The 22,537-nt window shown below is 71.2% G+C and carries 22 protein-coding genes; 10 read left to right on the plus strand and 12 right to left on the minus strand.

Going from position 1 to position 22,537, the window contains the following annotated elements; genetic code table 11:
- The first annotated feature begins 113 nt into the window (after window positions 1–113).
- The 3 genes from JEQ17_RS24815 to JEQ17_RS24825 are packed head-to-tail and all read left to right on the plus strand — an operon-like array spanning window position 114 to window position 3,383.
- Window positions 114–2,312 (plus strand): glycoside hydrolase domain-containing protein, encoded by a 2,199-nt coding sequence (locus JEQ17_RS24815; protein WP_200397267.1) that lies wholly within the window; start codon window positions 114–116, stop codon window positions 2,310–2,312.
- Window positions 2,313–2,341: 29 nt separating this feature from the next.
- Window positions 2,342–2,662, plus strand: coding sequence for a hypothetical protein (locus tag JEQ17_RS24820; protein WP_234048354.1), 321 nt, complete (start codon window positions 2,342–2,344; stop codon window positions 2,660–2,662).
- 7 nt (window positions 2,663–2,669) lie between these two features.
- Window positions 2,670–3,383 (plus strand): hypothetical protein, encoded by a 714-nt coding sequence (locus tag JEQ17_RS24825; protein WP_234048355.1) that lies wholly within the window; start codon window positions 2,670–2,672, stop codon window positions 3,381–3,383.
- Window positions 3,384–3,508: 125 nt separating this feature from the next.
- On the opposite strand, the gene JEQ17_RS24830 is transcribed toward JEQ17_RS24825, so the two are convergent.
- The 8 genes from JEQ17_RS24830 to JEQ17_RS50160 form a co-directional block, all read right to left on the minus strand.
- Entirely contained in the window at window positions 3,509–5,545 is a 2,037-nt protein-coding gene (locus tag JEQ17_RS24830) for an NADase-type glycan-binding domain-containing protein (protein WP_200402117.1), read from the minus strand.
- Window positions 5,542–6,099, minus strand: coding sequence for a phage tail protein (locus JEQ17_RS24835; protein ID WP_055618562.1), 558 nt, complete (start codon window positions 6,097–6,099; stop codon window positions 5,542–5,544). The genes JEQ17_RS24830 and JEQ17_RS24835 overlap by 4 nt, the downstream gene beginning before the upstream one ends.
- Entirely contained in the window at window positions 6,096–8,054 is a 1,959-nt protein-coding gene (locus JEQ17_RS24840; RefSeq protein ID WP_200397269.1) for a putative baseplate assembly protein, read from the minus strand. The genes JEQ17_RS24835 and JEQ17_RS24840 overlap by 4 nt, the downstream gene beginning before the upstream one ends.
- On the minus strand, window positions 8,054–8,485 hold the full coding sequence (locus JEQ17_RS24845) for a GPW/gp25 family protein (protein ID WP_200397270.1): 432 nt from the start codon (window positions 8,483–8,485) through the stop codon (window positions 8,054–8,056). Before JEQ17_RS24845 ends, JEQ17_RS24840 begins: the two co-directional genes overlap by 1 nt.
- A gap of 103 nt (window positions 8,486–8,588) precedes the next feature.
- The gene (locus JEQ17_RS24850) at window positions 8,589–10,466 is read right to left on the minus strand and encodes a VgrG-related protein (RefSeq protein WP_200397271.1); all 1,878 of its coding nucleotides are present in this window, start codon (window positions 10,464–10,466) and stop codon (window positions 8,589–8,591) included.
- Window positions 10,466–11,188, minus strand: coding sequence for a CIS tube protein (locus tag JEQ17_RS24855; RefSeq protein ID WP_200397272.1), 723 nt, complete (start codon window positions 11,186–11,188; stop codon window positions 10,466–10,468). Before JEQ17_RS24855 ends, JEQ17_RS24850 begins: the two co-directional genes overlap by 1 nt.
- Before the next feature lie 14 nt (window positions 11,189–11,202).
- On the minus strand, window positions 11,203–11,628 hold the full coding sequence (locus tag JEQ17_RS24860; RefSeq protein WP_143640083.1) for a phage tail protein: 426 nt from the start codon (window positions 11,626–11,628) through the stop codon (window positions 11,203–11,205).
- A 103-nt stretch (window positions 11,629–11,731) separates the two neighbouring features.
- Window positions 11,732–12,196 (minus strand): extensin, encoded by a 465-nt coding sequence (locus JEQ17_RS50160; RefSeq protein ID WP_234048356.1) that lies wholly within the window; start codon window positions 12,194–12,196, stop codon window positions 11,732–11,734.
- A 1,150-nt stretch (window positions 12,197–13,346) separates the two neighbouring features.
- Here JEQ17_RS50160 and JEQ17_RS24870 point away from each other — a divergent pair.
- From JEQ17_RS24870 to JEQ17_RS24885, 4 genes are all read left to right on the plus strand, one after another.
- Complete coding sequence (locus JEQ17_RS24870; protein ID WP_200397274.1) at window positions 13,347–13,556, plus strand: hypothetical protein; 210 nt, start codon at window positions 13,347–13,349, stop codon at window positions 13,554–13,556.
- 96 nt (window positions 13,557–13,652) lie between these two features.
- Entirely contained in the window at window positions 13,653–14,315 is a 663-nt protein-coding gene (locus tag JEQ17_RS24875; RefSeq protein ID WP_200397275.1) for a hypothetical protein, read from the plus strand.
- Window positions 14,316–14,390: 75 nt separating this feature from the next.
- Window positions 14,391–14,567 carry a hypothetical protein gene (locus tag JEQ17_RS24880; protein ID WP_200397276.1) on the plus strand — a complete coding sequence of 59 codons (177 nt, stop codon included), beginning with the start codon at window positions 14,391–14,393 and terminating at the stop codon, window positions 14,565–14,567.
- A 543-nt stretch (window positions 14,568–15,110) separates the two neighbouring features.
- A complete protein-coding gene (locus tag JEQ17_RS24885) occupies window positions 15,111–15,404 on the plus strand; it encodes a hypothetical protein (RefSeq protein WP_200397277.1) in 294 nt (97 codons plus the stop codon).
- A gap of 83 nt (window positions 15,405–15,487) precedes the next feature.
- Here the strand turns inward: JEQ17_RS24885 and JEQ17_RS24890 are convergent, their stop codons facing one another.
- The 4 genes from JEQ17_RS24890 to JEQ17_RS24905 all read right to left on the minus strand — a co-directional run bounded on the left by JEQ17_RS24890 (window position 15,488) and on the right by JEQ17_RS24905 (window position 18,288).
- Window positions 15,488–15,646, minus strand: a complete 159-nt coding sequence (locus JEQ17_RS24890; RefSeq protein ID WP_186001281.1) for a DUF6760 family protein — start codon at window positions 15,644–15,646, stop codon at window positions 15,488–15,490.
- Window positions 15,643–16,164 (minus strand): hypothetical protein, encoded by a 522-nt coding sequence (locus JEQ17_RS24895; RefSeq protein ID WP_200397278.1) that lies wholly within the window; start codon window positions 16,162–16,164, stop codon window positions 15,643–15,645. The genes JEQ17_RS24890 and JEQ17_RS24895 overlap by 4 nt, the downstream gene beginning before the upstream one ends.
- On the minus strand, window positions 16,164–16,607 hold the full coding sequence (locus tag JEQ17_RS24900; protein WP_143640089.1) for a phage tail protein: 444 nt from the start codon (window positions 16,605–16,607) through the stop codon (window positions 16,164–16,166). Before JEQ17_RS24900 ends, JEQ17_RS24895 begins: the two co-directional genes overlap by 1 nt.
- Before the next feature lie 103 nt (window positions 16,608–16,710).
- Entirely contained in the window at window positions 16,711–18,288 is a 1,578-nt protein-coding gene (locus tag JEQ17_RS24905; protein ID WP_200397279.1) for a phage tail sheath subtilisin-like domain-containing protein, read from the minus strand.
- A gap of 235 nt (window positions 18,289–18,523) precedes the next feature.
- Here JEQ17_RS24905 and JEQ17_RS24910 point away from each other — a divergent pair, with 235 nt between their 5' ends.
- The 3 genes from JEQ17_RS24910 to JEQ17_RS24920 are packed head-to-tail and all read left to right on the plus strand — an operon-like array spanning window position 18,524 to window position 22,520.
- On the plus strand, window positions 18,524–19,666 hold the full coding sequence (locus tag JEQ17_RS24910) for an eCIS core domain-containing protein (protein ID WP_325176283.1): 1,143 nt from the start codon (window positions 18,524–18,526) through the stop codon (window positions 19,664–19,666).
- A gap of 8 nt (window positions 19,667–19,674) precedes the next feature.
- Complete coding sequence (locus tag JEQ17_RS24915) at window positions 19,675–21,081, plus strand: RICIN domain-containing protein (RefSeq protein ID WP_200397281.1); 1,407 nt, start codon at window positions 19,675–19,677, stop codon at window positions 21,079–21,081.
- Between the two features lie 2 nt (window positions 21,082–21,083).
- The gene (locus tag JEQ17_RS24920; RefSeq protein ID WP_200397282.1) at window positions 21,084–22,520 is read left to right on the plus strand and encodes a hydrolase; all 1,437 of its coding nucleotides are present in this window, start codon (window positions 21,084–21,086) and stop codon (window positions 22,518–22,520) included.
- Window positions 22,521–22,537: the final 17 nt, after the last annotated feature.

Genomic DNA, 22,537 nt, shown 5'->3' on the forward strand with positions numbered 1-22,537 from the left:
TCGGGCGCGCCGATGTAATGGCTTGCAGAAATGGGCGGCGCCAAAGAACATTTCCTGTCGGTGCCGTCGGCACCCTATTTTTTTGCCAACTCGCCTTCCGTAGGAGACAGCTCATGGCCGACGAGATGGTCCGTCTCGCCCAGCGGTTCGTGAACACGACGTACAACAACGGCGCGACACTCGGTATATCCAAACTGGACGAGAACGGGGTCACCGGCTGGCCCGTGATGTACGCCCTGACCAGAGCACTCCAGTACGAGATGGGCATCACCGCCCTGTCGGACTCCTTCGGCCCGACCACGCTGGCCACGATCGGCTCGAAGTACGGCAAGCTGGACGAGACGACGGTCCCCTCGGCGAATTTCGCCCGCATCATCCAGTCCGCCCTTTACTGCAAGGGCTATGACGGCGGCGAGATCGACGGCAAGTACAACGACCGGGTCAAGGCAGCCGTCGAGAAGCTCAACCAGAACATGGGTGTGAGCGCCACGTACCCCGGCAGCTCCCTGTGGCCGAAAGTCGTCAAGGGCCTGTTCAACATGGACGCCTACGTCACCATCGGCGGCGGCTCGGACACCATCCGGTCCATCCAGCAGTGGCTGAACGGCCGTTACATCCTCCGCAAGGACTTCTACGTCATCCCCTGCGACGGCTACCACTCCCGTGACGTCGCCAAGTCGATGCTGTTCGCGATCCAGTACGAGCTGGGCATGGCCGACGGCACCGCGAACGGCGTTTTCGGACCCGGCACCCAGTCGGGCCTGAAGTCCCACACGGTCTCCAACGGCACGACCGGTGTATGGGCACAGCTGTTCACCGCGGCCATGATCCTCAACAAGCGCAATGTGCCCTTCGGGAACTTCACCTCGACGGTGCAGTCCGGAGTGCAGAGCTTCCAGTCGTTCGTGAAACTCCCGGTCACCGGCAACGGCGACTTCCCGACATGGGCCTCGCTGCTCGTCTCCTACGGCGACCAGTCCCGCCCGGGCACGGCGTGCGACGGCGTCACGATGATCACGCCCCCGCGTGCGCAGGCACTGAAGACCGCCGGCTACCAGTACATCGGCCGGTATCTCTTCAACCCGTCGACCACGAGCCTGCCGGAGAAGCAGATCCAGCCCGGCGAGCTCGCCACGATCAAGGAGGCCGGGCTGCGCTGCTTCCCGATCTTCCAGACGTGGAGCCGCTCGGCCGACTACTTCAGCTACAACCAGGGCACCAGCGACGCGTTCAAGGCCATCGACTGGGCGCAGTACCACGGCTTCAAGCCGGGCACGATCATCTACTTCGCGGTCGACTACGACGCGATGGACGGCGAGGTCACCGAGTACATCGTTCCGCACTTCCGCGGCGTGATGCGCACCATCGGCGAGAACTCCAGTTACGGCGTGGGCGTCTACGGACCGCGCAACGTCTGCCAGCGCATCGCGGACGCCGGCTACTCGGCGACGAGCTTCGTGTCGGACATGTCGAGCGGCTTCTCCGGGAACCTCGGCTACCCGATGCCGACGAACTGGGCGTTCGACCAGATCGCCACCATCACCGTCGGCTCGGGCACCGGCTCCATCGAGATCGACAAGAACATCGCCTCGGGCCGTGACACCGGCCAGGGCGACTTCGACCCGGGCGGCTACACCGACGGCGTGGACGTCGACCTCGACAAGGACGCCTACCAGGCCCCGATGCTGACGGACGTCAAGAACTACCTGGAGTCGATCGGAGTCCCGGAGACCGGCGGCGACGGCTGGACCGACTCGGACTGGGCCACGCTCGGCGGCATCTCCACCACCAAGGCGTACGAACTCGTGCTGAGCGCGGACTGGCTGTTCACGTCGCTGGCACGGCAGCTCAAGCTCCGCAAGGCGCTGATCCAGGCTCCCGTCCTGTGGGAGCTGCGCAAGATGAACCCCCTGGACGTCGCCGCCGACGAGGCGGTCAAGGCCGGTCTGGACGACGACTGCAGCACCGGCTGGGGCCAGATCTTCGCCTGGGTGACCATCGACGCCCGCAACTACTGCATGCAGCAGGGCATCATCAACGGCAGCCCGCTGACCGACGACGACATCCCGGGGGTCTGGAAGGACCTCAACGGGGACCCGACCTACAACATCCGGTCGGTCGCCTATCTGACGGTCTACAACGCGCACCAGCTGAACAAGCCGCGCCCGAGCCTGACCACCAGCCTCGCCGACACCCAGGCCCTGCTCGCCCGGTACAACGGGACCGGCGACGACGCCGCCCAGTACGGCCGCGAACTGATCGGTCTCTACAACGTTCTCGAGAGCTACAACCAGCTGTCCCGCAGCAAGTGACCCCGATCATGGGCGTGAATACTGGGCACATGCGGAAGTCCTTGCCGGCCGTGCTGGGCGTGAACCTGTTGCTGGGAGTCCCCGGTGTCGTTCCGGTGTGGCTGCTGTCGTACTTCGCGGTCAACTGGCCGCTCAAGGCGCTCGGCTGGACCGTCGGCGAGCCCACGGAGAACGACGGCATGCTGCCCTGGCTGCTGGTCGGCGGGCCGGTGCTGCTGCTGTTCGGCCTGGTCTGGTGGCTCGCCAACCGCCCGCTGCGGCGCAGGTCCGCCCTGGAAGCCCGCGTGTACTGGCCGGTCAGTGTCCTGATGACCCTTGTGCCGTCGTTCGCGCTCATGATCGTTCTATGAGAGAGGGATGAAACACGTGCAGAACGACATGACGAGGCGTGCCGTGGTGAGGAGCGCCACGGTGATCGGTGCCGCGGCCGCCCTGGGTTCCGTCGTACCGGGCACGGCTGTCGCCGCGCCGAAGGAGGCCGCGAAGAGCGGGCCCTTGAGCGCGCCGAAGAAGCTCCCGACGTCCGCGAACGGATGGACCCTGGAGAAGGAGGCGAACCACGTCTCCACGGTGTGGACACGTCCGGTCGCCGGTACGGGACTTGAGGTCGACGTGCGCATCGGGGACGTGGAGCTGATCCTCGTCCACGTGGTCCGCCGCTTCCACTACGAGGTCGAGCAGATCAGCCGGGTCGACCTGGCGGGCTGGCAGGGGATCGGCAAGCTCCGCAAGGCCCTTCCGGAGTCGAACCTCGCCTCCGGCACCGCGGTACGGATCCGGCCGGGTGCCAGTGCCAAGGGCGGGCTCTTCCCCCTCCAGGAGCTGACGCTGCGCGACATCCTCGCCGACTGCGAGGGCGTGGTGCGCTGGGGCGGTGACGACGACGAGGTGGACGAGTCGCTGTTCTACATCGACGCCGGACCCGACGACGTACGTGTGACGAAGGTCGCCGACAAGCTGCGCGGCTGGGACGCGACGCCCGGCGAGGGCGCCGGCGTCACGGTGAACGTCCAGTCCCCGTCCCGGCGCGACCGCGCGGACCGGCTGGCCCGCGCCCAGCGCGAGGACTGACACGGCCTCAAGAGGCGAGGGGTGTTTCCCGTACTGGGCCGCCGAGCATGCTCGGCGGCCCAGTGTCATGTTGTGCCGTGTCGTGTCAGGTTGTGCCGTGCCGGGGGGTTCGTCCGTCCCGTCCGTCAGGAGCTGTTGCTGTTCGACCGGGTGAAGAACTCGATCTCCGCGATGGACACCTGCTTCTTGGCGTCGGTGGCGTAGGCCGACTTCACGGTGAAGCGCACCGAGGAGACCGCCCCGACCCGGAACTTGCGCCGCTGGCCGCCCGCGCTCTGGTCCAGGTTGATGATCCGGGTGGTCTTCTTGCCGTCGGCGGCGGTGATCAGGGCCTCGATGCGGTGCGGGAGGGCCGACTGCGAGAGCTTGTCCGGCTGGGTCGACACACCGGAGGTGATGACCAGGTCCAGCAGCCGGGTCGGCTGGGCGAACCGGGCCTCCAGCCACTGCCCCTCGCCGGTCCCCGAGACGCCCGGCCCCCACCAGGTGTTGCTGAGCTTGTCGAAGGCGCGTTGCGCGGGGTGACCGGGATAGGAGCGCGACGCCTTCACACTGTCCGGCCCCACCGCGGCACGCTTGGCGAAGTGGTCGCGGGTCGCGTCCACCCAGGCGCCGACGTTGAGCACGAGCGTCACGATCAGGGCGAGTACGAGGCCGCCGACGACCCAGTTCATGACGGCGCCGAAGCCGCGGCGCAGCCGGGGGCGGTCACCGGCCCATGGGGTCTGCACGGTGCCGAAGCCCGGTATCCGGCGCCACCACGGCTGCCGGCCCGGGGCCGCCGGCCCACCGCCGGCCATCGGCATGGCGCAGCGGCCGCAGTAGTGCCGGTCGGGGAGGGTGAGGGTGGCGCACCAGGGGCAGGGGATGCCGCCCTGCGCGCCGAACTCCGGTCCCGGAGCGCGCACTTGGGGGCGGTTCGCGACCGGGCGGCCGGGCAGCACGGGTGCGACGGCGGGGGACACGGGCGCGCGGGGTTCGGGGTCGCTCACCGGGATGAGGAGGGACCTGGCCCGTTCGGCGGTGGAGTCGGAGGAGTCGGCGGACCCGGAGAAGCCTGTGGAGCGGGCGGAGTGGGTGGAGTCGGGGGACGGGTGGTGGCCCCGGCCCGCGGTGGTCGGCACCGGCTCGGTGTCGGCGTCGTCGTCGGGGTGGGTGTCCGGGCGGTCGTTGTCCCTCGCGCCGGCGGAGAGGTCGAGGGAACCGTAGGAGGCCGGAGCGGCGGGGGAGTTGGTGTCCCACTCCTGGAGCCCCGCCGACCCCGCCCCGGTGGCCGCCGCGGAGGCGGAGTCCGGCGCGGTGGCGGAGTGGTCGTGCCGCGGCAGAGGGGCCGATGCCGCGCCGGAGCCCGCGGGCGCGGCGAACGGCGGCTGTGTCCCGGCACGTCCGGAGCCGCCTGCGCCGTCGGACTGCTGTGTCCCGGCACGTCCGGAGCCGCCTGCGCCGTCGGACTGCTGTGTCCCGGCACGTCCGGAGCCGCCTGCGCCGTCGGACTGCTGTGTCCCGGCACGCCAGGCGCCGTCCGAGCCGTCGGACTGCCGTGTCCCGGTACTCCCCGTGCCGTCCGTGCCGTCCGTGCCGTCCGACTGTCGGGGCCAGGTCGCCCGTTCGGAGTCGGGTGTGGTGTCCGTGTGCCGGGCGCCGGACCGAGCGGTGGCGGCCTCGTCGTCGCCGGGCCGGCCCGTGGGGCGGTCGGCGTCCTCGTCGCCCGGCCGGGGGCCCGCGTTGCGTGCCAGGCGGACACCGGTCCCCGGACCTGCGGCACCGGCGTCCGGCCACCCGGCCCCGTCCTCTTCCCGTCGGCCACTGCCCGGCCCGGGCGCTGCCGCGGCGGCCGGGTCGTGGCCCGTACGGGCCGTACCCCTTCCGGCCCCGGGGTGTGCGAACGCGTCCCATCCCGGCCGGTCCCCGGAGCCGGAGCCCTCGCGCGAGGGGCTGTCCGCCGCCGGGGCGGTACCCACGGCCGCGGAGTCCCGCGCCGGTGCGGCGGCCTCCGCGCGTACGGGGTCCCTGCGAGCCGCGTCGGCCCGGTCTGGGCCGCCGGACCAGCCGAGTACCGCACCGCAGGAGTCGCAGAAGGACTGGCCGGGCTCCGCCCGGGTGCCGCATTCGGCGCAGCTGCGGGCGGGCTCCCGTCCTGTGCCGGAGTTCTGGCTGGTCATCTCTCGGGAGTCCTTTCGGCGGCGGTCACCTGGACCGTGTAGGGCATGTGGGCGGGGCGGGCGGCCGCCACGAGGCTGTCGAGACGGTGCTCGTCGGCCCGGGTCGGGTCGGGCAGGCGCAATGTGACGTGCAGACGCGGGCTGCGGTCGCCGGGAACCGGCCCCAGGGGCCGGGCGTTCCAGGCGGCGCCGCCGCTCTCGGTGATCTCCGGGGTCACACCGAAGACCAGGCGTATCGCCTCGGACAGACCGCGGCTGGTACCCCGTACCCGGTGCAGATACGCGGCGGCGGCGACGGCCGCGCGCAGCCGGTCGTCGGGCTCGGTGCCGTCGGTCTCCGCGCCGACCCAGCCCGCCAGCCACCGGGTGAAGTCCACCGGCGCCAGGGCCGGGGTGAAATAGGAGTCCAGGCAGTCCAGGACGGCCAGGATCGGCGCGAGCACGTCGTCGAGCCCGCCGACGAACCGCTGTGCCAGATCGTCGTCGGCGAACACGGCGGGCAGCATCATCCCGATGGGCGCGGACGAACCCAGCCCGTCGACGGAGCCCCTCACGGCCGGTCCCCGATCACGCGCACCCGGTGGTCGAAGGAGAAGACCAGGGACGGGGGTTGCAGGTCGATGCGGTTGGTCGCCTCGCCGCGTTTGCCGGTCAGGGGGTCGGCCGGGTGGAGCTGGACCTCGTCGACCAGTTCGACCCCGGGTACGCGCTGGAGCACGGCGAAGACCTCGCCGGACTGCACGGGACGGCCGAAGGGCCAGCCCCGGCCGTCGGCCCCGCCGGTCAGCGGGTCGAGGTGGCGGTAGAGGGCGTCGTGGGCCTGACGGCGGACCCGGTCCGTGTCGGTGCCGCGGAACGCGTGCACCGTGGCGACCACCGTGACGCCCTGGTAGAAGGGCGGGCCCACCGCCAACCGGGTACCGATGAGGCGGCGTTCGTCCAGGTAGTGGGTGATGCGCCTGAGCAGCGCGTCACCGGGCACCAGTTGCTCGAACCGCAGCCGGCCGCCGGGGTCGGGCACGGCCTGGGGAACCACCAGCACCCGTACCGCGTAGGCCCCGTGCTCGCCCTCGTCGCCCTCCAGGCAGGTGATCCGGGCCGTCTCGGGGGCGGCCCGGCGGGCGAGCTCCTCGTAGTCGCGCAGGGTCACCGCCCGCTCCTGGGCGCGCAGTGTGATGGGCGCCCTGGTCTTCGCCTCCTCCACCGTCTCGCCGTCGACCCCGCCGCGCGCGGCCTCCCGGTTGACGACCTCGGAGACGTACGGGACGGACGTGCGCAGCACCTGGACGGCGCCGCGGGCGACGTTCCCGGTCCGGCCGCCGCCGGTGCGGTAGCGCAGGGCGCGGATGACGGCGCCCTTGGGGGCCACCGCCCCGTACTGGCGCAGGGTGCCGTCCGGTTCCCGTACCGCCGGGCCGAAGGCGATGTCACCGGTGGCGGCGTCCAGGGTGATGTGCCGGTCGTGAGGGGTGGACGCGGCGAACGACGGGACGACGTCCCAGTCGGACCAGCCGTCGTGCTCGGCGGTCTGCAGCAGCACCGGAGGGGTGTCGCCCACCACGGGGGCGTGGGCCAGGCGCAGCCGCTGGCCGGGCAGGCCGGTGGACTCGCCGAGCGCCTCGTCGTACACCGTCTCGGCGTGTACGGCCGTGGTGGTGCCGCCGAGGGTGAACGCGTCCACGGAGCGGACGGTCGGGGATGTGGTGTAGAAGGGCTGGTCGGGCAGCGGTTCGGTGACCCGGCAGCGCAGCCAGCCGGCCTCCTGCCCGCCGGTGCGGGACAGCGTGTGCCCGCCGGGGATGTGCAGGACCACCTCGCCGGGCCGGTTCAGGCCGCCGGTGCCGTCCCGGTCGACCTCGCACTCGGTCCAGCCGTCCTCGGTCCACGCCTCCCAGACCAGCGGCGGCTGCCGCGGGTCCACACCGACACCGTCGACCCGGCTGTCCAGCTCCATCCCGACCGCGCAGTGCGGCACGGCGGCGCTGAGCCCGAGCAGCATGCAGTCCCCGGGCCGCGGGGCCTCGGAGAAGCACATCACGTCCTTGCCCTCGGCGAGGTCGGCCGTCCGGTCGGCGACCGGCTCACCGCTCTGCTGGACCACGAGGTGCCGCAACTCGCAGGGGACGACGGTCAGTTCGAGCTCGGTGGCGAAGACCGCGGCCTCCTCGCTCTCGGTGCGGGTGGTGGCGACCTCGGTGCCCACCGGCAGGAGGATCGGCTCCTCCTGCGGCGCGGAGAGCCAGAACGTGACCTCCGTACGGGCCGCGGAGGGCGGGAAGAGGGTGATGCCCACCAGATCCAGGAACGCCAGGTGGTTCTTCTCCGGCACCCGGTTGAGCCGGTAGACGATCTGGTCGGCCATGTGGGCGACCGTCTCCACCAGGGTGACGCCCGGGTCGGAGACGTTGTGGTCGGTCCACTCCGGGGCGCGCTGCTGGATGTAGCGCTTGGCGTCGTCGACGAACTGCTGGAAGCGGCGGTCGTCGAGGTTCGGGGAGGGCAGGGCCATCAGCTGTCGCTTTCGGGAGCCGGGTCCGGCTCGTCGTGGGAGGGGATGACGTAGAACGGGAAGACCAGGCTGCGCGGGTTGTTGGTGCCGCGGATCGAGTAGCGGACGTCGATGAAGAGCACGCCCTGTTCGGTCTCGCGGCCGGCGGTCACCTCGACGTCGCTCACCTCGATGCGCGGCTCCCAGCGGTCGAGGCTCGTGTAGACCTCGTGCTGGATGCGGCCCGCGGTGGCCTCGTTGACCGGCGCGAACACCAGGTCGTGGATGGCGCAGCCGAACTCCGGGCGCATCGGCCGCTCGCCCGGCGCGGTGGCCAGTACGAGCCGGATGGCCTCCTCGATCTCGCGCTCCCCGCTGACCAGGGCGATGCCCCCGGTGGGGCCGATGCGCAGCGGGAAGGCCCAGCCGGATCCGACGAACTGCTCGGCCATCAGTGGGCCACCCGCCTTCTCCTGGTCGTCTCGGTCCTGCTTCTTGTGCCTGTGGTTCTGCTTCGTACGGTCGCGGTTGCGGTTCCGGTGTACGTCTTGGCCGTCACGGGATCGGATACGGCTTCTTGTTGACCGTCACGAGGCCCATGAGGTCGACGTTGACGGCCCGGATGCCCACCTGGCCGACGGAGCTGACCTGGACGGTCCCGACCGCCTTGAGGCTGAGGGCACCCACCGCGTCCACCGCAACGGCCCCGCCGAGCGACTTGACGTTGACGTTCCTGCCCTGGATGTTGAGCAGCCCGCCGCTCTTGATGGTCAGCCTGCGCCGCGCGCTCAGGGTCAGGTCGGTGCCTGCCTCCACCGACACGGATCTGCTGCCCGTGATGCTGACCGTGCCCTTGCTGTCCACGGTGATCTCGGTCTTGGTGCGGTCGAGGTTGATGGTCAGTCTGCCGTCGCCGCTGGCGACGCGTACGCCCTGTTTACGGGTACCGGTGGTCTGGCTGAGCAGGTCGACGCGGTTGCCCTGCCGGTCGGACAGGGTGTGCCGGATCGCCTTCTTCCGCAGCCCGTCGTGCAGCGGGACGTCCGTGACGGGGGTCGGCTCGTCCTTGCCGTTGTAGAGGCCGCCGATGACGAAGGGGTGGTCCAGCGCGCCCCGGTCGAAGGCGACGAGGACCTCGTCGTCCACGTCCAGCGGGAAGATCCCGCCGCCGCCCTTGCCGCCCCACTGCGTCACCCGGGTCCAGTCGCTCTCGTACTGGTCGTCCAGCCACGGGAACTGGAGCTTGACCCGCCCCTGCTTGTCCGGGTCCTGGACGTTGGTGACGATCGCGTTGGCCACGCCGGGCATCCGGGGCTCGACGGCCGAACCGCCCCCGGAGGCGAGCCCGTACAGCGAGCGCCACTGGCGTCCGGTGAAGGTCACCCAGCTCTCGTAGTGCTGTCCGTCGCCGAAGACGTGCCGTACGGACGTGGCTGTGTACTTGCCTTGGAAGGGCTCCCCGACGTCGGTCAGCGTGACCGGAACGCCGGGCCGCAGCTTGGGGTTGCCCCGCACGGCGACCTCCAGCTCGGCGAACGAGGAGGTCACGTCGTCGGAGAGGGACTCCGCGGCGAACTTGACCTCGGCCTGCTTGTCGTAGGGCGTGCCCGTCTCGACCAGCGTGGAGGACTTGAACTTCTTGGCGGCCTCGCCCGGGGCGGTGCCGATACTGACGCCGGCGTTCTTGGTCGCCAGCGACATGGAGGTGAGCTTCTTCTTCGTGGTGATGTCCCAGCCGCGCGCCTGGACCTTGCCGACCTGGTCGGCGGCGGTGACGGCGGCCCGCAGCCGCAGGATGTCGTGGCGGGCCTGGAGGACGAAGGGACTCTTGTCCCCGTCCGTACCGACCCCGGGCGCCCCCGAGGCGGGCTTGGGCTTGGCGAACTCGAACTTGCCCTTCGCGTTCACCGACATGACCACGCCGTTCTCGTCGGCGAGCCGGGAGAGGAAGTCCCAGTCGGTGACGTTGGCCTGGCTGATGAACTCGTACACGGTCTTCGTCGCACCGATCGCGCCGAGCTGGAGACCGTCCTCCTTGGCCAGCTTGCGGGCGATGTCGGCGGCGCTCTGGTTCTTGTACGCGGCCACCCGGCGCCGGCGCACCAGGCGGTGCCCGGCGTCGTAGCCGCGCACGACGGTGAAGGTGCCGGTGCCGTCGTAGTCCGCCTCCAGGCCGGTGACCTCGCCGGTCAGCAGCGGATCGGAGGCACCCTTGCCGTCGGCGATCGGGGTGAGCACGACCTTGGACCCGAACCTGATGCCCAGCTTGGAGAGGACCTCCCGGTCCGGGTCCCGGAAGGTGAGCCGGAACGCGGCGGGCACCCCGGCGCCCTGGTCGACCCAGCCGTCGACGAGCATCGGGGCGTAGTCGGGCGGCAGCGGTTTGCCGTCGATGGTCACCTGGATGAGCGTGGAGTACGCGGGCTGCACCATCAGGAACGCACCTCCTCGGCCGAGGGCATCAGGAGTTCCGTGCCCGACCGCAGATCGGCCGGGTTGTCGATGCCGTTGACCTCGGCGATGGCGCGCCACGCGGCGGCGTCGCCGTACTCGCGCCAGGCCAGCGACTGCAGCGAGTCGCCCGCGACGACGCGGTGCACGCGCTGCGCGGTGAGCGCGCCCGAGGTCGGGTTCTGCCCCTTGGCCTTGCTGGGGATCTCGTGCAGGGTCACCTGGCAGGTGGCCCGGATCGGCACACCGGTCGTGCCGAACAGCGAGTAGGTCGCCTCCACGGAACTCACGTACGCCGTGAAGCGGGCCGTGGAGAACGAGCCCCACTGGAACACCACCCAGGGCGGCGAGGGCTGCTTGGCGGCGATGCTCTTCGTCGTCGTCTCGCAGCAGGCCATCAGCGACTCCACCTTCTTCAGCACCGAGTTGCTGTTCGGATCGAGGGACGAGTCCAGGAAGACCTCGACCGTCATCTCGCGGGGCTCGGGACCCATGAACTCCGGGACGTTGCCGTCGCGTACGGCCGCGGTGGGCGTCGTCTTCCACTGGGCGCGGCGGCTCAGCGTCAGCTGCGCCGGATTGAAGTCGAGCTTGAACGTCTTGATCAGAGCGCCCGGGGTGGTGCTGGTGCCGACCGGCGGCTCGTGGATGGCCAGCGTGGCGCGTACGAGGCTCTTGCCCGCGCCCTTGCTTCCCTTTGCCATGTGGTGCCGCCCCCTCAGTCCGTGAACCCGTGGTGGGTGATTTCCAGGACCTCCGTGGCGACGGCCGGGCTGGCCGGGTCCAGGGAGGGGCCCTGCCAGCTGACCGGCAGTACGTCGATCAGCCCCCAGCGGGCCACCTCCGAACCGTCCGCCCGCAACGCGGCGATCTGTGCGGTCGGCCGCTTGACCCCGGTGGTCACGGAGGAGATCCAGGCCGCGACCTTGGTGGTGTCCGGTGTCAGCGGGCGGGTCAGCCGGATGTTGGAGAAGGTGACGCGCGACGGCAGCTGCCACACGAATCCGTTGTTGCCGCCCTCCTGGTGCTGCTCGATCTCCACCGCGGACGAGAGCCCTTCGCACCCGTTGAAGTAACCGAGGCTCTCGCCGTCGATGGTCAGGGTGAAGAAGATGGTGGAGCCCGGGTCGAGATCGCGGGACATCGGGGGCGGCCTTTCTGCGGACGTCGGTGGTGCGGGGTCGTGTTGGCGGAGGGTGGTGTCGGTGGTGGGCGGGCGCCGTGTGTCGAGCGCCTGGTGGTGGCGGTCAGTGGCGGGGGTCGCGGAGCTTGCCGATCCGCTCCCGGTCGAGCCGCAGTTCGGTGCGGACCAGCCGGGTGATCCGGCCGATCAGCCTGTGCGTCAGCTCGTCGAGCTGGAAGTCGGTCAGGGACCGGGGGTCCAACTGGCCCTTGGCGACCGGGGTGTACCCGGGCGGGAGCTCGCCGTCGTCGTGCGTCGACGGCGGATCACTGGCGGAACCGGACCCGGACGACCCGCGCGACGAGGTGCCGTGCGCCGAGACCGTAGAGACGGCCGTGGTGGTTCTGGCGGGCGTCGGCTGGGGCGGACCGCCGGTGTCCCGTTGTACGGGGATGGGGGCGGCGGGTACGGGTGCGGAGGCTGTGGAGGCGTGGCGCTGGACGACTGGCAGGGTGGCCCCGGAACCGGGCTTGGCGGTGGCGGCCGAGAGGAGCGGCACGGCACGGCCGACGGGAGTGCTGGGCGCCACGGCCCGTTGCACCGCCGGCCCGCTGCCCGGGGACGAGGCCCGGCGCAGTGGCACGGCTACGGGGGTCGCCCGGCGCGGGCCTGCGGCGGGCGCCGCGGGTGTCGGGACGGGGGCGAGGGCACGAACGGGGGTCAGGCTCCGGACCGGAGCACCTGCGGCGAGCAAGGGCAAGGCCGCGGGCGCGCGCTGCGTTGTCGGGTCGGGCACCGGGCTGCCCGCGCCGGAGGGGATCGCCGTGGCGCGTTGTACGGCAGGGGTGTTGGCGGCCGGAGTCCGCAGAGGTACGGGCGGGGGGTGGTGGGGTGGTGCCGCCGCCTGTACGGGAGTTGGGGCGCCGTGGATCCGGGTGGCCGGTGATCCGGCGGTACGGTCCGGTGCCGTTCCCTGCCTCGCTGTCGCCGCACGCTGGACGGTGGGCGGTCCGGCAACGCCCGAACTGGCGGGAGAGATACGCCCGGAGAGGGGCTCCGCGTTCGGGGGCGGGGCGGAGAGGGGCGCACCGAGAAGGGGGCGCTGGCGGGGGCTGGGCGTGGTGGCGCGCTGGATCGGGGTGTGTGCGGGGGTCGCCGTGGCGCGTTGCACGGCAGGGGCGTTGGCGGCCGTGCTGGTCGGTGGAGTCGAAGGGGTCGAGGACGGAGGGGCGGCCGAGGTGACGGGGGTCCGGGTCGTCGGCCCCGGGAGTCCGCTCGCCGGACCGGTCGTGGACACGTTCCCCGAGGTCGGCGCACCGAGACCCAGCCGCCGGGCCGGGCCTGAGGCACTCCGCTGCACGGGGCGCGTGCCCGCGCCGGTCGGCGCGTTGGAAGCAACCGGCTTGGCGGCGGGGGTGACGGGGCCACCACCCCGACTCGGGCCGGGAGCAGGTGAGTTCGAGGCGGCCTTCCCTGCCGAGGAGGCCGGGGCGGCTGGGTTGCCGGGGCTGGGTGTTCGGCTGTCGCCATGGGATGTCGCGGCGGTGGTGGCGGCCGCCCTGTTGGCAGAGCTCCCGGCTGCGGGACCGATTGGGTGAGTTGCCCGGCTGTCGTGGCTGCGGTCGACCGAGGGACGGACGGGGCCGGGTGCCGGGTTGCCGGGGCGGGGAGCTGTACCGGCGGAGCCGGTTATGGCTGGGGTGACGGCCGTGTCAGTGGAAGTGGGGATTGCCCGTTGGATGTTGGTGGCAGTGCCGCTGGAACTGGTGCTTCCCCGATGGGCGTTGGTGGGAGTGCCGCTGGAACTGGGGGTCTCCCATTGGGCGTTGGCTGCCGCGCTGCCCGAGCGGGGTGCCGTGCCTTCGGAGTTGGCCACCGCGTTTCTGGCGCTGGCTGCCGTTCCGGGCGAGGGGGTTGGAGAGCCGGTCGAACTGGCGGTTGCCCGCTGAACGTTGACAGCCGCGCCGCCGGACGGGATTGCCGTGCCTCCGGACTCGGCCACCGCGTCCTTGGGACTGGTTGCCGTTCCGGCGGAGGGGGCCGGCGTGGCGCTGGGACCGGTCGTCGCCCGTTGGACGTTGGTGGCTGCGCCGCCGGAGTGGGCTGCCGCGTCCTTGGGGCCGGCCGCCGTTCCGGTGGAGGGGGTTGGCGTGGCGCTGGAACTGGTCGTTGCTCGTTGGACGTTGGCAGCCCCGCTGCCGGAGCGGATCGCCGTCCCGCTGGAGTCGGCCGGTGCGTTCCTGGGACCGGCTGCCGTTCCGGCAGTGGAAGTCGGCGTGCCGCTGGTGCCGGAAGGAGCCCGCTGGACGCCGGTCGCCGCGTCGCCGTGTCGCGTCGCCGCGCTGCTCGGCCCGGGCGCCGCGCCGCGCGGGCCTGCCGCCGTGCCGCTTGGGCCGTCCGCAGGCCGGTCGGTGCCGGTTGCCGTTCGGCTGGGGCCTTCCCCGGTCCTGCTGGAGCCGGTCGTCGTACCGGCGGGGCGCGTCGGCATGCTGCTGAGGTCGGCCGCCGCCCTCTGGACACGGACCGCCGAGCCGTCGGCACCGGCGGCCGTCGTCGCAGGACCGGCGGTCGTCGCGGCGGGCTCGGACTGCGTGCCACCGGGGCCGGCCGTCGCCCGCTGGACGTTGACCACAGAGTTGCCGGGCCTGGCGGGTGCGGGGCCAGGACTGGTCGTTCCCCTGCTGGGACCGGTAGTTGTTCCGGCCTGATCCGGGGCCGCGTCACGGGGAGCGGCCGCCGCTCGCTGGACGCCGACCACCGCATGGCCGGGCCCGGCGCCGGGCGTGACGTCAGGGACGGCCGCCGCCGCGCTGCTCGCCGTACCGGCTGAGGAGGTCGCCGCCTCGCCGCCGACGCCGCTCGGACGGGTGCCGGTGTCGGGTGCCGTACCGGTGGAACTGGGCGCCCTCTCGGCCGAGTTGGCCGCCGGTCCACCTGGGCGAGTCGCCCGGGCGCCGTGATCGGCCGTCGGACGGACGGGCCCGGCCGCCGAGCTACCGGGACCGGCGGTGCCGACGGTGCCGCCGGAACTGGCCGTCGCCCGTTGGACGTTGACGGCCGAGCCGCCGGAGAGGGGTGCCGGGCCATCGGGACCGCTCGCAGTACGGGCACCGGACGCCGGGCTGCTGCCCGGACCGGCCGGAGTCGGGTTGCCGGAGGCGGCCGTTGTGCCGACCGGGCCGACCGCCGAGGGCCGCTCGCCATCGGCCGCAGCCCCCACAAAGGGGGCGCCCGTGGCTTCCCGTCGGGCGACGGGCAGCGCCCGTCGCTGTACGGCGGGCGTCGCGGGCGCCCTGGTCAGCGGGTTGGGCCGGTGGGCCCGGGGCGGCACCGGTGTCACCCGGGGGCCTGACGGGCGCGACGCCGTGACCTGACGCGGGGCGCGCTGTACCGGCACCGGTGCAGCGTCGTCGCGTACGTCGCCCGGGGCCTCGGGCTCGTCGGACCGTACCGGCAGCAGGGTGTGCGAGGGCGGTTCGAGTCCGGGGACGGGCCTCGCCGACGTGGCGAGCGCGTTCCTGACCAGCCCGCCCGGCGCCCCGTCCAGGACGGCGTGGGACAAGGTGCCGGTGAAGGAGGGGTTCTGCCAGGTGCTCAGCCGCCCGCCGAACCCGGAGTCCGCGACACCGGTCCGCCCGACAGCGGCCCGCTGGATCGGCGCCAACCCCACCCACCCGGCCACGGAAGCCGACCCGGCCCCCATGGCCGTACCCGCATCCGCGCCGGTACGAGACGCACCGGCATCAGTACGGGACGCACCCGCACCCGCATCCGTACGGGAGGAACCGCCCGCCTGAGAGGAACCGCCCTCCCCGGAACCCGAGTTCGCGGCGGATGCCGCCGTGCCGACGCCCCTCAGTCGGTCGAAGAACCCCACCCCTCAGCCCTCCGCCCCGCCCCGCGTCACCAGGGACGCGATCTGTTCAGTGAAGCGCCGGCGGTCCTGGTGTTCGAGATCCAGGATCTCCTCCAGGCTCCAGTGGAAGTGGTAGGCGACGTACGCGATCTCCTCGTGCAGCCGGTCGGTCGCGTACGTCACGATTCCCCCAGGCGGCTCCCGCCGAGTTCGACCTCGAAGGGTTCCGAGCAGTGGGGGCACTCCACGGCGGCGCGGGTGTGGCCCTCGGCGTTGACCTGGCGGTAGAAGTCCTGCAGGAACGCGAGGTCGGAGGCGAACATGTTCTCCACCACCCCGTCGTGCACCGACGGCAGCGTGCCGAGGCTGGTGATGACCCGGCCCAGCAGGACCACCGACAGATACGCCGGGTTCTCCTGGACGCGGACGTCCCGCAGCGGGATCAGCTCGTCCCGGGCCGTGGCGAGACGCATCACGCCGTCCCGGTGGACCGTGCCCGACGCGTCGACGTACCCCCGCGGCAGCTCGAAGGGGAACTCCGTCCGCAACTGCTGCGGCACCGATACGGGAGCGGGCGCGGGGGCAGGCGCGGGCGCCGGGGCCGGCGCAGCGGTCTGCCCCGGCCCCTGCCCCGCCACCGGCTCCGGCGCAGGTGCCTCCACGACCGGGCCCGCGCCCGCCCTGGCAGCCGTACGCCGCATTACTCGATGACCAGTTCTTCGAAGACGATGGTCACGGTCTCGGTGAGCGCGGAGGCCTCGCCGGCCTTCAGCGCGCTGGCGTCGATCTTGCTGCACCAGGCGTTGCGCATGTTGTACCGCTTCACCGGATTGTTCTGGTAATCCATCATGATGATGGACGCGTTCTTGCGGGCCGTGCTCATCTGGCCGGCGATCGAGTCGTTGATCCACGTCGTGAACGCCGGGGACTGGGTCATTCCGCGCACCACGGTGCACTGCCCGTCCTTCTGCACACCCGGCATCAGACTGACCTCGGGCCTGCCCTGCGCCGAGTTCGACAGGTGTTTGATGACGTCCTGCTCGATGCTGAGGCCGTTGACCTCCGCGAGGTACTCGACCATCACGCCGTCGATCTGCAGACCGAAATTATGTGAGGTAAGGGCGTCACCCGGGCTGAGACTCATCTGTTCTCTGTCCTTCTGAGGGTTCTTGGCAATGGCGTACGAGGGGACGTACGGGCCGGCGTACGAGGGGACTTGCGAGGGTTAAGGGCGCAGGCGGGTGGGCCTACTCCTCCAACTCACCGCTGCCGCTGGAGAACTGGGCCAGCCGGAAGATCACGAACTCGGCGGGCTTGACGGGGGCGATGCCGATCTCGCAGATCACCCGGCCGACGTCGACCGACTCCGGGGGGTTGGTCTCCTCGTCGCACTTGACGTAGAACGCCTCCTCCGGCCGCTGGCCGAAGAGGGCGCCGCTGCGCCACTCGTTGACGAGGAACGCCGAGACGTTGCGCCGGATCCGGGCCCACAGGTTGTGGTCGTTCGGCTCGAACACCACCCACTGGGTGCCGAGCAGGATCGACTCCTCCAGGTAGTTGAAGTACCGGCGGATGTTGAGGTAGCGCCAGGCCGGGTCGGAGGACATGGTGCGGGCGCCCCAGACGCGGATGCCGCGGCCCGGGAAGGCGCGGATGCAGTTGACGCCGATGGGGTTGAGCAGGTCCTGCTCGCCGCGGGTGATCTGGAGCTCCAGGTCCACCGCGCCGCGTACGACCTCGTTGGCGGGCGCCTTGTGCACACCGCGCTCGAAGTCGTTGCGGGCCCAGATGCCGGAGACATGACCGCTCGGCGGGATCACCCGGGACTGGCCGGTCGCCGGGTCGAAGACCTTGACCCAGGGGTAGTACAGGGCCGCGTACTTGGAGTCGTAGCCCGCGGTCTCCTGGCGCCAGACCCGGATCTGACGGGCGTTCAGGCCCGGCGGCGGGTCGATGACGGCGACCCGGTCGCCCATCAGCTCGCAGTGCGCGATGAGGCCGAGCTGGACGGCCTTCACGGCCTCCAGGTCGATCGCGCCGCGCTGGTAGGCGGCCATCAGGTCGGGGACGGCGACCATGGAGATCTCGTCCACGGCCTCCAGACCGCCGAAGCCGGTGCGGTCGGCGGAGTCGCCGAGATAGTGCGCCGGGCCGGGGTGGGAGTCGCTCGCCTTGGAGGGGGTGACGGGCGCGGGGGCGGCGGGGGCCGCCAGGGCCACGGTCTGGTTGTCGGGGCGCGCGAGCTGCGCGGCGGGCGCCGACTCCTGCACGGTGATGAGCTTGGAGCGCTCCTTCACCTGCGTGACGACGTAGTTGCGGCCGCCCTTCTTGGCGGTCACGTCGAACGTCTCGACGGGCTTGTCGCCCTCCTTGACGATCAGCTTGAAGCGCTCGGCGGGGCCCTCGCCCTCGGCGTCGGCGACCTCGACGCTGAGCGAGCCGCCCGCGACGGCGGTCACGCTGAACGTGCCGAGCTGCTTCGGCTCGCCCGCGGGGAGTGCGGCCGGGGCGGCGGAGCCGGAGACGGACGCCGGGGCGCCGCTTCCCGCCGCGCCCTCGGCGGTGCCGCCGACACGGACGACGTACGCGGCGCTGCCGCCGTTGTTGAAGAACCCGTACACCGAGTGTGCGAGGTAGTAACCGTCGGTGAAGTCACCAAAGGCCGCGACGTACTGGGACCAGTTGGTCACCAGGGTCGGCTCGTTCAGCGGCCCGGTCGGCGCGAGTCCGACGAAGGCCGCCACCGACGTACCCACTCCCTCGATGGGACGCGAGCCGCTGGCCACCTCCTCGACGTATACGCCGGGCGACAGGTAGGACGGCATGCTCTGCTCTCCTCGGGGTACGAGACAGGACGCCTCTCACCCTCACGCGCGAAGCGCGTCCTCCGAAACGTCCTCCGGGGCCTGTTCGAGGGCAGAACTGTTGCCCGGACGGGCAGTTCGCGGCCGGAACCTGCCCGCGGAGCCGGGCGCACTGCCCGTGAGGCTGCCCCCAAGGCCCTCCCCGTACACGCCACTTGCACGTAAGGCTGATGGACCAGCCGTGGAGGGGAGCGCCGTGCGCGCACAGGAAGAACGCACCGACAAGGCCGGTGGTCGCGACAGTGCCGCCCGGCCCGCGCCCGCGCGCACAACCGCCGACCGGCTCCTGGTGCTGCAGCGCGCCGCGGGCAACGCGGCCGTCGCACGGGCCGTCGGGCAGCAGCGCCACGAGCACGACGCGAACTGCGGCCACGGCCCGTCGGTCCAGCGCTCCGCGGTGCACCAGGTGCTGCGTTCCTCCGGCCGGCCGCTGGACACACCGCTGAGGACCGAGATGGAGAGCCGCTTCGGCGGCGTCGACTTCAGCGGCGTACGCCTTCACACGGACCCGGTCGCCCAGCGGTCCGCCACGGAGATCGGCGCGAGGGCGTACACCTCGGGCAGTCATGTGGTGCTCGGCCCGGGCGGCACGGACAAGCTCACCCTCGCCCACGAACTGAAGCACGTCCTCCAGCAGAGCCAGGGGTCCGTCCCCGGCACCGACAACGGCAACGGGCTGCGGGTCAGCAACCCCGGCGACCACGCGGAGCAGGAGGCGGAGGCCACCGCCCGGCAGGTGATGTCGGCCCCCGTGCAGCGCGTGGCCGAGGACGAGCCGTCGGCCACCGCCTCGGAACCGTTCGTCGGTGACGCCGTACAGCGGGCCTACGTCGGCTATCCGTACGTGCAGTACGGCGGTCTCTACCAGGGCGCGGGGACCTTCATGAGGGCGGAACTGCACCCGGGGCAGATCGCCAAGGGATCGTCCCCGAAGGTGAAGCCCTCGTGGTGGCCGACGGGCAGCGGCGCCACCGCGAAGTGGTTCTCCAAGAACATGGTCCAGGGCCACCTGCTCAACGAGATCGTCGGCGGTCCCGGAAACACCATGAGCAACCTCACCCCGCTGACCAAGTCCGGCAACTCCCGCCACCACTCCATGGCCGAATACAACGTGAAGAAGGAAATCCGCAACGGCAACATCGTCGAGTACGAGGTGCAGGCGCACTACGGCACCGTGTCCGGAGCGGCACTCGGCGCGACCGGTTCCGTCGCGGCGGACATCGACGCCTACTACTCGACGATGATCCCGGAGCGACTGACGGCGGAAGCCACCGTGTACGACCCGCAGGGCAATTTCCTCTACGGGGAATCCTGGGTCGTCCACAACGAGAAGCACTGATCGCCGACGTGAGCCTCTGGACTTCCCTGGAACCCGCGTCCGCGACCGTGGACCCGGGTGGCAGCACCCGCGTACGTCTGCGTCTGCGCAACACCGGTGACGTGGTGGACGAGTACCGCTTCGAGCCTGTCGGTGACATCTCTCCCTGGACGACCGTCGAGCCGCAGACGCTCCGGCTGTATCCGGGGACGACGGGCACGGTGGAGCTGACCTTTGCGCCGCCGCGTACGCCGGATGCGACGGCGGGGCCGAATCCTTACGCGGTGCGGATCACGCCGACCGAGCATCCGGAGGCGGTGACCGTCCCGGAGGGCAATCTGACGATCACGCCCTTCACCGAGGTGCGGGCGGAGTTGGTGCCGCCCACCGTCAAGGGGCGTTTCCGCGGGCGGCCCAAACTGGCCGTCGACAACCTCGGCAACACCAAACTCACCGCGTCGGTCAGCGGGAGCGACAACGGCGATCAGTTGTCGTACGACCTTCATCCGAGCAATGTGCAGATCGAGCCGGGGCGTGCCGCCTTTGTGAAGGCGACGCTGAAGCCGCGGCAGATCATCTGGTTCGGGTCCAAGGAGGAGCGGCCGTACAAGTTCGCCGTTCAGCGGTCGGGAGTCGCGCCGCTGGATGTCGAGGGGACCTATGTGCAGCGGGGGTTCCTGCCGCGCTGGCTGGCGACCTTCCTGGGTGTCTTCATGGCGCTCGCGATCACCTTCGTGATGCTGTGGATCGCCTACAAGCCGCAGGTCCGCAGCGAGGCCAAGGAACTCCAGGAGGCCGGTGTCAGCACGCTGGCGCCCTCGGCCTCGCCGACACCGGTCGCCCCCTCGGCGCCGCCGTCGGCCTCGGCACCGGTCGAGTCCGCCCCGGCGGACAGCGGCGGAGGCGGGGACGCGCCCGCGCCCGCGCCGACCAAGGAGAAGCCCAAGAGCCTGCTGCCCGCGAACAACATCGTCCTGAAGAACCTGTCCACCAAGCTGTGTGCCGACGTCCCCGGCGAGGGCGTGGGCAAGAGGGACGGCCGGGTCCAGCAGTTCTCCTGCGATCCGACCGCCGCCGACAACCAGCTCTGGAACCTCGAGGTGAAGGTCGAGAAGGGCGGCCCCGGTGGCACGGACCTCTTCCAGATCCGCAACGTCAAGGACAAGTTGTGCATGGATCTGCCGAACTACGGGGCGGCTCCCATTCACACGAAGGTCACTGAGTTCACCTGTGACGGCACGACCAGCGACAACCAGTTGTGGTGGCTCGCGAAGCAGGAGAGCGGCGCCTACTGGATCCGCAACGCCAAGAGCGACAACAAGTGCCTCGAAGTCGCGGGCAGCGACGACGTTCGCGACGAAGTAACCCTGATGATCTTCAACTGCACCGTCACCGATGACCAGGAGTGGCAGATCATCCAACCCGACGAGGACTGATCGTGAGCCTTTGGACCTCCCTGGAGCCGGCGTCCGCGACCGTGGACCCGGGTGGCAGTACGACTGTGCGGTTGCGTCTGCGCAATACCGGTGACGTGGTCGACGAGTACCGTTTTGAGCCGGTGGGTGACATCGCGCCGTGGACGATCGTCGAGCCGCAGACGCTCCGGCTGTACCCCGGGACGACGGGCACGGTGGAGCTGATGTTCGCGCCGCCGCGTACGCCGGATGCGACGGCGGGGCCGAATCCTTACGCGGTGCGGATCACGCCGACCGAGCATCCGGAGGCGGTGACCGTCCCGGAGGGCAATCTGACGATCACGCCCTTCACCGAGGTGCGGGCGGAGTTGGTGCCGCCCACCGTCAAGGGGCGTTTCCGCGGGCGGCCCAAACTGGCCGTCGACAACCTCGGCAACACCAAACTCACCGCGTCGGTCAGCGGGAGCGACAACGGCGATCAGTTGTCGTACGACCTTCATCCGAGCAATGTGCAGATCGAGCCGGGGCGTGCCGCCTTTGTGAAGGCGACGCTGAAGCCGCGGCAGATCATCTGGTTCGGGTCCAAGGAGGAGCGGCCGTACAAGTTCGCCGTTCAGCGGTCGGGAGTCGCGCCGCTGGATGTCGAGGGGACCTATGTGCAGCGGGGGTTCCTGCCGCGCTGGCTGGCGACCTTCCTGGGTGTCTTCATGGCGCTCGCGATCACCTTTGTGATGCTGTGGATCGCCTACAAGCCGCAGGTCCGCAGCGAGGCCAAGGAGAGGCTCGACGAGGCCGGCGTCAGCACGCTGGCGCCCAGCCCTTCGGCGACACCGCCTCCGCCGCCCACTCCCACCGCGCCCGCTACGACACCCCCGCCCGCGGCACAGTCGTCGGCCGCCGGTGGCGGTGGCGGCGGTGGCGGGGCGGGAGGCGGTTCCGAGGAGAAGAAGAAGGCTCCGGAGAAGACCGCGGCCACCGCCGTCCAGGCACTGGCCGCGGACGACCCGGGTGGGCGGCACATTTGCTACCGGGCCTTCGTGACGGGCGAGGGCTGGACGGACGCGGTGTGCGACGGCGAAACGGCCGGCACGGTGGGGGAGAACAAACCGCTCAAGGCCCTCAACATCGCGGTGTCCGGTGCCAAGGGCACGGCCGGTGTCGCCTTCATCCACAACCCCGGGTCGACGAACGGCCAGGGCTACTACAACAATGTGCCGTGGACGGGGGCGCCCGACGGCATCGACAACTACATCGGCAGCACCAAGAAGGACGCCCCGAACATGCTGGGCTTCACCATCAACGTCGACGAAGGTGGCGGCGCCGTGTGCCAGACCACCCACGTCCACAACGAGGGCTGGCACGGCATGGGCTGCGACAAGCCCGGCGAGGGCGAGGGCTTCATCTTCGGCGGCACCCTCAGCAACGACCTGTGGCTGGAAGCGGTCAAGTTCACGGTGTGAGCGCGCTGACGCGGCCC

It is taken from the genome of Streptomyces liliifuscus, from assembly GCF_016598615.1.
In the GTDB taxonomy this organism is placed as follows: domain Bacteria; phylum Actinomycetota; class Actinomycetes; order Streptomycetales; family Streptomycetaceae; genus Streptomyces; species Streptomyces liliifuscus.